Genomic DNA, 13,882 nt, shown 5'->3' with positions numbered 1-13,882 from the left:
CAGTGAGCGTCGGCCCGCCGGCGGCTAAATCAACCCGCTTCATGATGGCCCTCAACGAGGGGCCAAACTCGCACGGCATCGAAGCGTTCCAAGGCGAAGCAACGATTTTTCGCCGCGCTATTCTGTCTAGCGCTTCTCGATCACCAGGCTTTGCACGGCGCGACCGAAATAGCCGCGCTCGTCGGCGAGACGCGACATCGCAAGCCCCGCCCCGTCGGGTCCGATCCAGCTTTCGCCATCGAGCAGGATCCACTCGCCGACAGGCTGCCGCGCCAGGTTCACGGTGAGGTCGGCGTTGATGAAGGTCCACTCCCGAAAATCGAGCACGGACGAGGTGCCGTTACTGAAATCGGCGGCGACCACCGCGCGCATCGCCTGCGACACCGGCGATCCCGCGATCAGCGGCCGGTCGACACGAAACCAGATCGCGGCAGGGCCGACCATGCCGAAGCGGCCACGCGCCGCGCGCATCGAGATACATGTCGTGAATGGGCTGCCGGCATTGTCGGCGGGCTCGATCATCGACTGGTCGGGGCCGGGAAAGGCGAGCGGCGCATCGGCGATCTCGGGCGGCAATGCCTGTGCCTGCGACTTGATCCTGAGCACGGAAGCCGCGACCACGACGACGCCTTCGGCCAGCAGCCGCACGCTGCAGAGCTGGATCTTGCGGCCCTCGCGCAGGATCTCGGTCTCGATGGTGAGCGGCGCAACCGGCACCGGCCGCATCAGGTCGATGGTGACGCGCGCGATCTGCATCGGCACGGGCGCAGGCAGGGATTCCGCAGCCCATACCACCAGCGCCGCGGGCGCGGAACCGTGCTGCATCTGCGGATGCCAGGGGCCGGCGGCATCGGGACTGGTGGCGACCTTGTTGCCGTCGACGCGGAAGATGGGGTCCATTGCAGCCGTGCCTATTTGGTGCCGAACATGCGGTCGCCGGCATCGCCGAGGCCGGGCAGGATGTAGCCGTGGTCGTTCAGCCGCTCGTCGATGGCCGCGGTCCACAGCGGCACATCGGGATGCTCCCGCTGAAAATGCGCGATCCCCTCGGGCGCGGCCAGCAGGCAGACGAAGCGGATGTCGCGGGCGCCGCGCTTCTTCAAGAGCGTTGCGCCGGCGACGGCGGAATTGCCGGTCGCCAGCATCGGGTCCATCAGGATCGCGGTGCGGTCCGACAGATCGTGCGGCGCCTTGAAGAAATATTCGACCGCTTCCAGCGTATCGGGATCGCGATAGAGACCGATATGCGACACGCGCGCGGACGGCACCAGTGCGAGCATGCCATCCAGGAAGCCGACGCCGGCGCGCAGGATCGGCGCGAAGGTCAGTTTCTTGCCCGCGATCATCGGCGCCTTCATCGGCATCAGTGGCGTCTCGATGTCCACGAGTTTGAGCGGCAGGTCGCGCGTCACCTCGTAGCAGAGCAGCATGCCGACCTCGTTCACGAGTTCCCGGAAACTCTTGATCGACCGGTCGCGCTCGCGCATCAGCGTGAGCTTGTGCTGCACCAGCGGATGGTTGACGACGTTGACGGCGGCGGCGCTCATGGCGGTATTTGTCGCACAGGGTTGCCGCGCGCTTCAAGGGCCCGTGACGCCGCGCCGAAGCATGGAAGCCCGTCGTCGCAGGGTTATCCCCACGAGCGAGAAGCCGTTCGCCTTCACTTGCGAATACTTGCCGATTGCATAGATCGCACGGATTTCGAGGCCTGCGCTTGCTTGGGAATTCGGTTCTCTCTTCGCACGACGCCCGATGACAGCTCTTCCCGCAGCAGATCGACAAAGGCACGAAGGCCCGCGGTCATGTGCCGATGCCGTGGATAATAGAGCCGCAATCCGGGAAACGGCGGCGTCCAGTCTTCAAGGACGGCGCGCAAGCGACCATCGGCGAGATGATCGGCGACCCACCAGTCGCTCACGAAGACGAGGCCGAAGCCGTCCAGCGCCGCCTCGATCATCAGGGCGTCGCTGTCGAGCGTCAGCCTGCCCGGCACGTCCAACGCAACCTCCTCGCCGCGCTTCTCGAACTCCCACCGGTACAGCTTGCCGCTGGGCATCCGCCTGCGAACACATTCATGCGCAAGGAGGTCCGAAGGCGAGCGCGGTATCGACATTCGCTCAAAATAGGACGGCGCCCCTACGACAAGGAAACGTGAATCCGGGCCGCACGGGACCGCCACCATGTCCTGCGGGACGGCCTCGGCAAGGCGAATGCCCGCATCGAAACCTTCCGCGACGATGTCGATGTGACGGCCTTCCATGGTCAGTTCGACCTGCATGTCGGGATATCGCCGCAGGAATTCTGCAACGACAGGCCGCAGGATCTGGTGGCCGGCGCGTTCCTTCAGGCTGATGCGCAGCGTACCCGCCGGGGTATCGCGAAAGACGTTCACGTCTTCCATCGCGCCGGCGATCTCGCGCAGCGCCGGATTGACCCGTGACAGGAAGCGCTCGCCCGCCGCAGACAACGAGACGCTGCGCGTCGTGCGGTTGATGAGGCGAACGCCGAGCCGCTTCTCCAGCACCGCCACCGCGTGGCTCAGCGCAGATGGCGAGATGCCGAGCTGCGTGGCCGCCGCGCGGAAGCTGCGATGGGCCGCGATCGCCGCGATCGCGTTCAGTTCAAAGAGACCGGTGTCGAGCATTGTTCGATATTCTGCATCAGGTCATGCCAATTTATGCCGATTGTTGCATTAATCAACCTGCCTACCTGTGATCCGGATCGAGCCAAAAAGGACATCACAGATGGCAAAGACATTCCTCATCACAGGCGTTTCCACCGGCTTCGGCCGCGCATTGGCCGAAGCCGCCCTGCGGGAGGGCCACACGGTCGCCGGCACCGTGCGCAAGCAAAGCGATAAGGAGAACTTCGAGAGACTCGGCAAGGACGCGCACGCCGTGATTCTCGACGTCACCAACACCGGCGCGATCGCACCGGCGGTTGCGGAGATCGAGCGCGGCATCGGCCCGATCGACGTGCTCGTAAACAATGCCGGCTATGGCCACGAAGGCATCCTGGAGGAATCCTCCATCGAGGAGCTACGCCACCAGTTCGAGGTCAACGTGTTCGGCGCGGTGGCGATGATCCAGGCGGTGCTGCCTTCCATGCGCAAGCGCCGCTCCGGGCACATCCTCAACGTCACCTCGATGGGCGCGCTCATCACGATGCCGGGCTTAAGCTACTACCACGGCAGCAAGTTCGCGCTGGAAGGAATCTCGGAGACCCTCGGCAAGGAAGTGAAGGACCTCGGCATCAAGGTCACGGCGATCGAGCCGGGCGGATTCCGCACCGACTGGGCGGGACGATCACTGGTGCGGGCGGCACGATCGATTTCCGATTACGACCAGGTGATGAACCCGGCCCGCCAGCGCCGCAGGGAATATAGCGGCAGGCAGATCGGCGACCCCGTGAAGGCAGCGCAGGCGATGTTGAAGGTCGCGACCTCGGACAATCCGCCCGCCCACCTTCTGCTTGGCAGCGATGCCGTGCGGCTGGTCGAGGAGAAGATCAAGGCGCTCGAGGCCGACTTCGAGGCGTGGAAGGATGTTTCGCTTTCCACCGACGTCGGCTGATCAGGAAAGCAGCGGCGGTCCCGTTCGCATCGGCGGGACCGCCAATCGCTGAATCAGAGTGGCGGATCGACTGCTTCGTCATATTCGTTCTTGAAGCGTGCAATCAGTTCGGCGGCGGGCACGATCTTCTCGACGCTGCCGACGCCTTGGCCGCTTCCCCAGATCTCCTTCCAGGCTTTCGGCTTCGCGCGCTCGCCCGAGGCATCGGTGCCGAAGCTCATCTTGGAGGGGTCGGAGGTCGGCAGATTGTCCGGATCCATGCCGGCCGCGACGATCGAGGGCTTCAGGTAGTTGCCGTGCACGCCGGTGAACAGGTTGGAATAGACGATGTCCTCGGCGGCCGAGCCGGTGATCATGTTCTTGTAGCCCTCGACCGCATTGGCTTCTTTCGTCGCGATGAAGGCCGAGCCGATATAGGCGAAGTCGGCGCCGAGGATGCGCGCGGCGCGGATCGCCTTGCCGTTGCCCATCGCGCCCGACAGCGCGATCGGGCCGTCGAACCACTGCCGGGTCTCGGTGACGAAGGGGAATGGCGACAGCGTGCCGGCATGGCCGCCCGCGCCGGCCGCCACCAGGATCAGGCCGTCGGCGCCCTTCTCGATCGCCTTGTGGGCGAACTTCTGGTTGATCACGTCGTGGAAGACAATGCCACCCCAATTGTGTACGGCCTGATTGAGCTCCTCGCGCGCACCGAGCGAGGAGATGATCATCGGCACCTTGTGCTTCTCGCAAAGCGCAAGGTCATGATCGAGCCGGTTGTTGGACTTGTGCACGATCTGGTTGACCGCAAACGGCGCCGAGGGCGCTTCGGGATGCGCCCTGTCATGGGCCGCGAGTTCTTCCTTGATCCGCCCCAGCCATTCGTCGAGCAACTCCGGCGGCCGTGCATTCAGCGCCGGAAACGATCCGACCACGCCGGCCTTGCACTGCGCGATCACGAGATCCGGCACGGAGATGATGAACAGCGGTGCACCGATCACCGGAATCGACAGGCGGCCCTTGAACAAGGCAGGCATGGACATCAGGGAAGATCCTTCGAGTTACTTGGAAGACAGACTGCGCTTAAGATGCCAGACATCATGCCAACAAGGCAATCTTTCCAGCGTCAAGTATTGCGTTTTCGCGCTACTGGCAGATCGCCCGTGTGACGAAATTTTCCGTGCGGCAGTCGTTGGGCCCGCGCTTGTGGCCGGGCAGGAACACGATCGGCGAGCATTTCTCGGCGGCATCGGTATCCAGGCTCTTGCCTTCCTTGTAGCCTTTGCTCTGGCAGAGCCTGTCGGCGCCAGCCTTGCAGTCCGGCGCGCCGTTGGCGGCCACCAGACAGGCCGCGCGGCCGGTGACGATCGATGACGGTCTTGTGAGAGCGGACAGGCCCTCGCCCGCATCCTTGGCGCGGGTGTTGAGATCATCGACGGTCTCGCTTGGGCTCTTCAGCGGCGACAGGATCGACTTGGATTTTTCGAACAGCTTGCTGATCTCGTTGATGAGACCCGGGTTCTCCTCGCGCGCCGCTGGCGGAGCTTCGTGCGGCTGGGACGGCTGCGATTGGACGCCAAGCGAGACCGGCGGCGCGGCTTGCGGAAGAGCGAGATCGGGGGAGAGTGTCAACATCGACAAGGCGAAGCTCGCCTTGGCCGTGGACGGTCCGATACGAACAAGCAGCCCGAGTCGATCACGCATAGGGAAGCGTAACCTGACACCGCCTCGCGGCAAAGCGCTTTCCGCCACCCCTCCACCCTCATCCTTGAGGAGCGCGCTTCGCGCGCGTCTCGAAGGATGGGCCACGGGCCTCATGGTTCTCAAGGCGATGCGAAGCATCGTCCGGAGCGGCGCTTTGCGCCTCCTCACATGAGGGGAGAGAGCTTTCGCGCGCGTCAGACCAGCTTGAAGGCGATGTAGAAGCCGAGCACCAGCACGATCGCGCCGAGCGCGACGTAGAAACCCAGCCGCTTCTCCAGTTCCTTGCGGATGAAATCGCCGTAGCGGTTCAGCAGGACCGCGACGATGAAGAAACGGCCGCCGCGCGCGACGATCGAGCACAGGATGAACAGCCAGATATTGTAGCCGGCAAAGCCCGAGGTGATGGTGACGAGCTTGTAGGGGATCGGGGTGAGGCCCTTGAGCAGGATGATCACCGCGCCCCATTCGGCGTAGGAGGCGCGGAAGGCGTCGACCTTGTCGCTGAGTCCGTAGATCGTGATCAGCCAATGGCCGAGCGAATCGTAGAGCAGCGCGCCGATGGCGTAGCCGAGCACGCCGCCGGCCACGGAGGCGATGGTGCACACGGTGGCGAACCACCAGGCACGCCGCGGCTGCGCCAGCGACATCGGCAGCAGCATGATGTCGGGCGGAACCGGGAAGAACGAGCTCTCAGCGAAAGCGACCGCTGCGAGAATCCAGAGCGCGTAGGGTTTGTCGGCGGCGTCGATGCACCAGTCGTAGGTCCGTTTCAGCATGGGCGCGATCAACCATCATGGAGCGCATTTGTCCATGCCGGCAAAAGAGGATTGTTGGCGGGTCAGCGCCGCTTCCGCAGGCTGCTTTCGAGCGCGACAATTCGCCGCCGCACGACCGGCTCGGTCGACGGCTTGGCCAGTCTGGCGCCGGTCTTCGGCAGTTTTTCGGCGATTCCGAGCAGATGCTCGCGCCGTTCCATCTCTTTCCAGACATCCTCCGGCCTCACTCCGGCGGCTGCCCACAAAACGGTCAGGTTATAGAGAAGGTCGGCGCTCTCGCGGACCACGGCGTCGGTCTTGCCGCTGAGGGCGTCGATCACGACCTCGATCGCTTCTTCGGCCAGCTTCTTGGCCATCTTTGTCGGCCCGCGCTGAAACAGCCGCGCGGTGCGCGATATCGCCGGATCGAGATTCCGGGCCGCGAGAACCGCCTGATAGAGCCGATCGAGCGAATCACTCATTCCTCAAGCCTAATTCAAACCTCTGGCCAGCGTGTTAACGCATTGACCGGTGGACGAAAAAAATCCACCGGCCGCGCGGGCCGGTGGCGTCATCTCGATCAAAATCGCGTTTACCAGCTCGCGAGCGGGTGACCGCGATAATAGGGCACGCCGCGGCCGTAGCCGCCGTAATAATACGGGCCGCCGCCGTAGTAGGCGGGACCGCCATAATATACGGGACCGCCGTAATAGCCCGGGCCACCATAGTAGCCATAAGAGTCATAGTAAGCGCGGCGGTTCTGGGCGGCGGCGATCGCAAGCCCGGTGCCGACGATGCCGGCAAAGGCTGCCGCTGCGGCCGCGCCACCACCGCCGCCGCGATAGTATCGCCGGCGCGCGCTGATATCGGTGACGTCGCTGGTGCCGGCCGACGTCTTGATCTCCTTGGCCTTCGGAGCCGAGCCCGCATAGGCCATCGACGGCTCGACCGCCGTCAGCGCGACCGCGGCAACAGTCGCCAGCGCGGCAGCGCGCCCGATCGATGAAAACACACCTTTTCGCGCAAACATCTGAGTAGTCCTCCGTGGAAGCTCGGCCCGTCGGGCCGTAATAGCCAACCACGGGTACGATCCTAAGTTCCCCAAACCAAATGCAGGCTGAACGATCCCTGGCGAAATCGTGGCAGTCATCAAGCATTCAGGTTAGAAGCGGCAGAATGGCACCGCTGAACGCGCGAAAACGCGCGTTCAGCGTCACGAAACAGACATAGCCAGCGCGACAGATTGTCTCGCGTCTCCTGACGGCATCATGCGCGTAACCCGGATTTCCACCCGCCGCGATTTCCTGGGCCTTGCGATGGGCTTCGGCAGCAGCCTGTGGTCTGGCGCAAGCCGCGCACAGAGCGCAGGCGCAGCCAAGCAGCCGATCACGATCCAGCTTACGCTCGACCGCCCGATCGACGCGGCAGTGTCGCCCTTCGTGATGGCAGCGGTCGGCGGCTTGTTCAGCACAGAAGGGCTAGCCGTCACCACCAACATCGCCAGCGGATCACAAGACGCGATCGCGCGCGTCAGCGCGGGGATGAGCGATTTCGCGCTGGTCGACATCAACACGCTGATCCGCGCGCGCGACCGGCAGAGCGCGGCGCCGATCAAGGCGATCTTCGTGCTGTTCAACCACGCGCCCTACGCCATCATCGCGCGCAGGAGCCGCGGCATCCGCGCACTCTCCGACGTCGAGGGCAAGACTCTCGGCGTTGCCGAGGGCGATCTCTCGATCCGGCTGTGGCCTGCGGTCGCCAGGCAGAACGGCATCAAGCTGGCAAGCGTGAAGCAGAGCAGCATCAGCGCAGCGGTGCGCGAACCGATGCTGTCGGCGGGACAGGTCGATGCCGTCACCGGCTTCTCCTATTTGTCGCCGATCAACCTGCGCGACCGCGGCGTGCCGGCGGACGATCTCGCGGTGCTGCGCTTCTCCGAATATGGCTGCGAGGCCTATGGCGCGGCGCTGATCGTCAATCCGAATCTGGCGGCCGCCAAGCCCGACGCCGTGAAGGGCTTTGTGCGGGCGGTGATCACAGGAACGCATCTTGTGATCAAGGACCCCGCGCGAGCGGTGACCGAGGTGGTCAGCCGCATGGATGGCGGGTCGCGCGAATTGGAGTCCGAGCGGCTGCGCGCCATCATCGGCGACAACATTCTCACCACGGAAGTGAGGCATCACGGCCTCGGCGGCATCGATCCGAAGCGGTTCGAGCGGTCGATCGATCAGATCGCCGAGGATTTCAAATTCCAGAAGCGGCCGACCGCAGCCGACATTTTTGATGACGCGTTCCTGCCGCCGCCAGACGGGCGTGCGGTGAATTGAGTAAATTTTTCCTACGCGCAAGCGTCAGCCCCTCATGGTGAGGAGCGCCGTCAGGCGCGTCTCCGGACGATGCTGCGCATCGCCTTGAGAACCATGAGGCCGCAATATTGCCCGCGACCCATCCTTCGAGACGCTTGCTGCGCAAGCTCCTCAGGATGAGGCTGGAAGGCGCGGCCCCGCAGGATCACATTACTTGCGCAACGTGGATAATATCTTCGCGAAACCATCGCGCTCTGGTTCTTGCGTGCGATCCCTGATTAGATGGCGGCATGTCGCTGCTTCGTCTTTACGTCCGCGTGCTCGAACTGCTTGGCAAGGAGGCGCGGCTCGGCTGGATCCTCGCCGGCGCCAATCTCCTGCTCGCCTGCGCGCAATTCGCCGAGCCGGTGCTGTTCGGCAAGATCGTCGACGTGCTCTCGGGCAAGCCGGTCACCGGGCTGATCGCGTCCACCTCGCCATGGCCGCTGCTCGCGGCTTGGGTCGCGTTCGGCCTGTTCACCATCGGGTGTGGTGCCGTCGTGGCGCTGCATGCCGACCGGCTCGCGCACCGCCAGCGCCAGGCGGTGCTGACCGATTATTTCGAGCACATCCTGCAACTGCCGCTGACCTTTCACACCGGCACCCATTCGGGACGGCTGATGAAGGTGATGCTGAACGGCACGGACGCGCTGTGGCGGCTCTGGCTCGGCTTCTTCCGCGAGCATTTCGCCGCCATCCTGTCGCTGGTCGTGCTGTTGCCGCTGTCGCTCTACATCAACTGGCGGCTCGCGATCCTCCTGTTCGCGCTCTGCGTCGTCTTCACCGTGCTGACCACGCTGGTGGTGCGCAAGACCTACGGCATGCAGAGCGAGGTCGAGGAGCATTACAGCGACCTCTCCGCGCGCGCCTCCGACGCGCTCGGCAATGTCGCATTGGTGCAGAGTTTCGTCCGCATCGATTCGGAGGTGCAGGGCCTGCGCTTCGTCGCCGACAAGCTGCTCGCCGCGCAAATGCCCGTGCTGTCGTGGTGGGCGCTGGTGACGGTGATCACCCGCGCCTCCACCACCGTCACCGTGCTTGCGATCTTCACCGTCGGCATCGTGCTGAACCAGCAAGGGCTGACCTCGGTCGGCGAGATCGTGATGTTCGTCTCGTTCGCGACCATGCTGATCCAGAAGCTCGAGCAGGTGGTGAGCTTCATCAACAACGTGTTCATGGAAGCGCCGCGGCTGAAGGAATTCTTCGACGTGCTCGACGCGGTGCCAGCGGTGCGCGATCGCCCCGGCGCAGTCGACGCCGGCCGGCTGTCGGGCCTCATCGAATTCAACGACGTCTCCTTCTCCTATGACGGCAAGCGGCCGGCGGTGGAGGATTTGACCTTCACCGCGCTGCCCGGCCAGACCATCGCGCTGGTCGGCCCGACCGGCGCCGGCAAGTCGACCGCGATCGCGCTGTTGCACCGCGCCTTCGATCCGCAGTCGGGCATCATCAAGATCGACGGCATGGATATCCGCGCGCTGAAGCTGACGGCGCTGCGAAGGAACATCGGCGTGGTGTTCCAGGAGGCGCTGCTGTTCAACCGCTCGATTGCCGAGAACCTGCGCGTCGGCAAGCCCGATGCCACGGACGAGGAGCTTCGCACGGCCGCGGCGCGGGCGCAGGCGCTGGAATTCATCGAGCGCGGCGAGAAGGGATTCGACACCCATGCCGGCGAGCGCGGCCGCATGCTCTCGGGCGGCGAGCGGCAGCGCCTGTCGATCGCCCGCGCGCTGCTCAAGGACCCGCCGATCCTGATCCTGGATGAAGCGACCAGCGCGCTCGACGCCGTCACCGAGGCCAAGGTGAACGCCGCTCTCGATGAAGTGATGAAGGGTCGCACCACCTTCGTGATCGCGCACCGCCTCTCCACCATCCGCCATGCCACCCGCATCCTGATGTTTGACAATGGCCGGGTGATCGAAAGCGGAACTTTCGATGAACTGGTCGCAAAAGGCGGCCGTTTTGCCGATCTTGCGCGAGCCCAGTTCATGGTCCAGGAGAACGCGCGGGCGAGCCTGCAGGCGGAATAGGCCGCGGTCGGGGGGGCCGCGGAATTGTCGAAATTCGGCCGGTTTCGTCCACGATTAAATCGGCCGGCCTCTGTTCTCCAAAGGCGACCCAGTATAGGGTTTGCACCACTGCAAATGCGCCCGCGCCGGACACGCTGAAACCCGAACGTCACATCTGAAAACCCCTTGTTCAAGGCGGATCTTCATCAGGACCGGACCAGGATAGTGCACCTTCTTCGCCCGCTGCTTCGCCGATCGCTTCTCCTCTTCGTCGCCGCCACGGCCTTCGCTCTCGCGCCGCGCGCGAGCAACGCAGAGGCCCTGCTGGTGGTGGAAGCCGATACGGGAAAGGTGCTGCAGGCCGACAACGCGACCATGCCCTGGTATCCGGCATCGGTCACCAAGCTGATGACGGCCTATGTGACGCTGAAGGCGGTGAAGGACGGGCGCATCTCGCTCGACACGCTGCTCACGGTCTCGCCGACGGCGGCCTCGCAGTCGCCGTCGAAGATGGGTTTCCGTCCGGGCACGCAGGTCACCGTCGACAATGCGCTGAAGATGATGCTGGTGAAATCGGCCAACGACATGGCGGTCGTGCTCGCCGAAGGCGTCGGCGGCTCGATCGACGGCTTCTCCGCGATGATGAACGACACCGCGCAAAAGCTCGGCATGACGCAGACGAGCTACGTCAATCCGAACGGACTGCCGGCGGATGGCCAGATCACCTCGGCGCGCGACCTTGCGATCCTCGCCCGCGCCATCATCCGCGACCTCCCCGAATACGAATATTTCGTGCACATCCCCTCGATCCGCTTCGGCCGCCGGATCACGCAGAACTTCAACCGCCTGATCGGCCGCTATCCCGGCGCCGACGGTTTCAAGACCGGCTTCATTTGCGCCTCCGGCTACAACCTCGTGGCGTCGGCCACGCGTGACGGCAAGCGACTGATCGCGGTGGTGCTTGGTGCCTCGTCGGGCCGCATGCGGGCGGTGCGCGCGGCGCAACTGCTCGATCGGGGCTTCGGCAACAACGGGCTGTCGTGGCTCAAGCCCTCGCTCGGCACGGTAGAGAATCTGGTACCGATCGACGCCTCGCCGCCGAATCTGCGCGACGAGATGTGCGGCCCCAAGCGCAAGCGGCCCGCCAGCGACGAAGACGAGGACACGGTCGCCAGCAGCAGCAGTAGCGGCGAGACCGGCGCGACCTTCTTCGCCGCCGCCCTGCCGCCGCCGGTCTTCAAGCCGGCCGACTTGCTGGCGCAGCCGCCGGAGCCCTCCGAGCCGGTCGTGGTCTATACCGGCCCGACCCGGACGGGCGCGGCGCTGATCGCCGCGGTAGCGGCGGATGCCGATAAGGACGCGCCAAAGCCGCGCAAGAAGAAGACCCATGTCGCGGGCAAGAAGCCGGACGCCTCTGCCGACGCCAAGTCGGATGGCAAGCCAGACGCAAAGCAGGCCAAGACGGATAGCAAGGCAGATACCAAGGAAGCGGCCAAGTCGGACGCCAAACCAGCAGCGAAGCCGGCCGCCCGGCATGCCAATGCCAAATCGGATGCCAAGTCGGATAGCGCCGCCGCCAAGCCCTCGGAGAAGCCGGCTGCCGCCGCGGGCGACAAGCCCGCCGCCAAACCTGCGAAGCCGAAGGCGGTCGCCAAGCCGAAGAACGACGCCAAGCCGGCCAGTTAACCGCGCCGCAACATCCCACGATTTGCTGATGCGTCGAACAGGCGCGGGCGGCTTGCCATCGGCGTCCGGCTAGCCCAATACTGCCCAAAACAAGGCAGTCCGGGCCAACGAGCCGGAGGCAACAAGAGGGGATTTTCCATGGAGCGCATCTGGCTCAAGCACTACCCGGCCGGCGTGCCCGCCGACATCGATGTCACGCAATACTCATCGCTGGTTGAGCTGCTCGAGGAAAGCTTTGCGAAGTTCGCCGATCGCAAGGCCTTCATCTGCATGGACAAGGCGATCACCTATCGCGAGCTCGACGAGATGTCGACCGCGCTCGGCGCCTATCTGCAGAGCCTCGGTCTTGCCAAGGGCGCGCGCGTCGCGCTGATGATGCCGAACGTGCTGCAATATCCGATCTCGACCGCCGCAGTGTTGCGTGCGGGATATGCGGTCGTCAACGTCAACCCACTCTACACCCCGCGCGAGCTCGAGCATCAGCTCAAGGATTCCGGCGCGGAAGCCATCATCGTCCTGGAGAATTTCGCCGCCACCGTGCAGCAGGTGCTGGGCAAGACCTCGGTCAAGCACGTCATCGTCGGCAGCATGGGCGACCTGCTCGGCTTCAAGGGCGTGATCGTGAACCTGGTGGTACGGCGGGTGAAGAAGATGGTGCCGCCGTTCTCGATCCCGCGCGCCGTCCCGTTCAATAGCGCTATCGCCGCAGGCCGCAACCTGAAGCTCAACCGGCCCAGGATCACGCCCGATGATGTCGCGTTTCTGCAATACACCGGCGGCACCACCGGCGTGTCCAAGGGAGCCACCCTGCTCCACCGCAACATTGTCGCCAACGTGCTGCAGAACGACGCCTGGCTGCAGCCGGCGCTGAAGAAGCCGCCGCATGTCGACCAGCTCTTCATCGTCTGCGCGCTGCCGCTCTACCACATCTTCGCGCTGACCGCCTGCTACCTGCTGGCGGTGCGCGCCGGCGGCGTCAACCTCTTGATCCCGAATCCGCGCGACCTCGCCGGCTTCGTCAAGGAGCTCGCGAAATACCAGATCAACAGCTTCCCCGCTGTCAATACGCTCTATAATGGCCTGCTCAACACACCGGGCTTCGACAAGCTGGATTTCTCCAAGCTGAAGACCTCCTTTGGCGGCGGCATGGCGACGCAAAAGCCGGTGGCCGAGAGGTGGCTCGCTGTGACCGGCTGCGCGCTGTCGGAGGGCTACGGGCTATCGGAGACTTCGCCGACGTTGACCTGCAATCCTGCCGACACCGACAAGTTCTCCGGCTCGATCGGCCTGCCCGTGCCTTCGACATATCTCTCGATCCGCGACGATGACGGCAATGAACTGCCGCTCGGCCAGCCCGGAGAGATATGCGCCAAGGGCCCGCAGGTGATGTCGGGATACTGGAACCGGCCGGACGAGACCGCGCGGGTGATGACATCCGACGGCTATTTCCGCACCGGCGACATCGGAGTGATGGACGAGAACGGCTACACCAAGATCGTTGACCGCAAGAAGGACATGATCCTGGTCTCCGGCTTCAACGTCTATCCGAACGAGATCGAGGAAGTGATCGCGAGCCATCCGGGCGTGCTCGAATGCGCCGTGATTGGCGTCGCCGACGCCAAGACCAGCGAGGCCGTCAAAGCCTTCATCGTCCGCAAGGATCCGAGCCTCACCGCCGAGGAGATCATCAAGTTCTGCGGCACCCAGCTCACCAATTACAAGGTGCCGAAGCAGATCGAGTTCAGGACCGAGCTGCCGAAGACCAATGTCGGAAAGATCCTGCGCCGCGAGTTGCGCGACGAGAACAAGCCAGCGGCCGCGGCCTGAACCGC

At 64.5% G+C, this 13,882-nt stretch carries 13 protein-coding genes; 5 read left to right on the top strand and 8 right to left on the bottom strand.

The features are described 5' to 3' along the window. Positions 1 to 126: 126 nt before the first annotated feature. From I6F35_RS07610 to I6F35_RS07600, 3 genes are all read right to left on the bottom strand, one after another. Positions 127 to 900 carry a thioesterase family protein gene (locus I6F35_RS07610; RefSeq protein WP_225117033.1) on the bottom strand — a complete coding sequence of 258 codons (774 nt, stop codon included), beginning with the start codon at positions 898 to 900 and terminating at the stop codon, positions 127 to 129. Positions 901 to 911: 11 nt separating this feature from the next. Next, positions 912 to 1,547 carry a uracil phosphoribosyltransferase gene (upp, locus tag I6F35_RS07605; RefSeq protein WP_225117032.1) on the bottom strand — a complete coding sequence of 212 codons (636 nt, stop codon included), beginning with the start codon at positions 1,545 to 1,547 and terminating at the stop codon, positions 912 to 914. Between the two features lie 113 nt (positions 1,548 to 1,660). Next, complete coding sequence (locus tag I6F35_RS07600; protein WP_225117031.1) at positions 1,661 to 2,644, bottom strand: LysR family transcriptional regulator; 984 nt, start codon at positions 2,642 to 2,644, stop codon at positions 1,661 to 1,663. A 100-nt stretch (positions 2,645 to 2,744) separates the two neighbouring features. Between I6F35_RS07600 and I6F35_RS07595 the strand changes: the two genes are divergently transcribed. Continuing rightward, a complete protein-coding gene (locus I6F35_RS07595; protein WP_225117030.1) occupies positions 2,745 to 3,572 on the top strand; it encodes an oxidoreductase in 828 nt (275 codons plus the stop codon). 53 nt (positions 3,573 to 3,625) lie between these two features. Here the strand turns inward: I6F35_RS07595 and I6F35_RS07590 are convergent, their stop codons facing one another. From I6F35_RS07590 to I6F35_RS07570, 5 genes are all read right to left on the bottom strand, one after another. Beyond that, the gene (locus I6F35_RS07590; RefSeq protein ID WP_225117029.1) at positions 3,626 to 4,594 is read right to left on the bottom strand and encodes a nitronate monooxygenase family protein; all 969 of its coding nucleotides are present in this window, start codon (positions 4,592 to 4,594) and stop codon (positions 3,626 to 3,628) included. 103 nt (positions 4,595 to 4,697) lie between these two features. After that, the gene (locus I6F35_RS07585) at positions 4,698 to 5,255 is read right to left on the bottom strand and encodes a hypothetical protein (protein WP_225117028.1); all 558 of its coding nucleotides are present in this window, start codon (positions 5,253 to 5,255) and stop codon (positions 4,698 to 4,700) included. Between the two features lie 194 nt (positions 5,256 to 5,449). Then, positions 5,450 to 6,031 (bottom strand): YqaA family protein, encoded by a 582-nt coding sequence (locus I6F35_RS07580; protein WP_225117027.1) that lies wholly within the window; start codon positions 6,029 to 6,031, stop codon positions 5,450 to 5,452. A gap of 62 nt (positions 6,032 to 6,093) precedes the next feature. Beyond that, positions 6,094 to 6,492, bottom strand: a complete 399-nt coding sequence (gene hisE / locus I6F35_RS07575; protein WP_225117026.1) for a phosphoribosyl-ATP diphosphatase — start codon at positions 6,490 to 6,492, stop codon at positions 6,094 to 6,096. Positions 6,493 to 6,602: 110 nt separating this feature from the next. Then, positions 6,603 to 7,040 (bottom strand): hypothetical protein, encoded by a 438-nt coding sequence (locus I6F35_RS07570; protein WP_225117025.1) that lies wholly within the window; start codon positions 7,038 to 7,040, stop codon positions 6,603 to 6,605. A 238-nt stretch (positions 7,041 to 7,278) separates the two neighbouring features. Here I6F35_RS07570 and I6F35_RS07565 point away from each other — a divergent pair, with 238 nt between their 5' ends. The 4 genes from I6F35_RS07565 (at position 7,279) to I6F35_RS07550 (ending at position 13,877) form a co-directional block, all read left to right on the top strand. Beyond that, positions 7,279 to 8,337 (top strand): ABC transporter substrate-binding protein, encoded by a 1,059-nt coding sequence (locus I6F35_RS07565; RefSeq protein ID WP_225117024.1) that lies wholly within the window; start codon positions 7,279 to 7,281, stop codon positions 8,335 to 8,337. 269 nt (positions 8,338 to 8,606) lie between these two features. After that, positions 8,607 to 10,385, top strand: coding sequence for a glucan ABC transporter ATP-binding protein/ permease (locus tag I6F35_RS07560; RefSeq protein ID WP_225117023.1), 1,779 nt, complete (start codon positions 8,607 to 8,609; stop codon positions 10,383 to 10,385). 204 nt (positions 10,386 to 10,589) lie between these two features. Beyond that, a complete protein-coding gene (locus tag I6F35_RS07555; protein ID WP_225117022.1) occupies positions 10,590 to 12,050 on the top strand; it encodes a D-alanyl-D-alanine carboxypeptidase family protein in 1,461 nt (486 codons plus the stop codon). 138 nt (positions 12,051 to 12,188) lie between these two features. Next, a complete protein-coding gene (locus I6F35_RS07550; RefSeq protein ID WP_225117021.1) occupies positions 12,189 to 13,877 on the top strand; it encodes a long-chain fatty acid--CoA ligase in 1,689 nt (562 codons plus the stop codon). The last annotated feature ends 5 nt before the right edge of the window (positions 13,878 to 13,882 follow it).

This window comes from Bradyrhizobium sp. BRP22 (assembly GCF_020194175.1).
Classification (GTDB): Bacteria; Pseudomonadota; Alphaproteobacteria; order Rhizobiales; family Xanthobacteraceae; genus Bradyrhizobium.
This window is presented reverse-complemented; position numbering and strand designations above follow the sequence as displayed.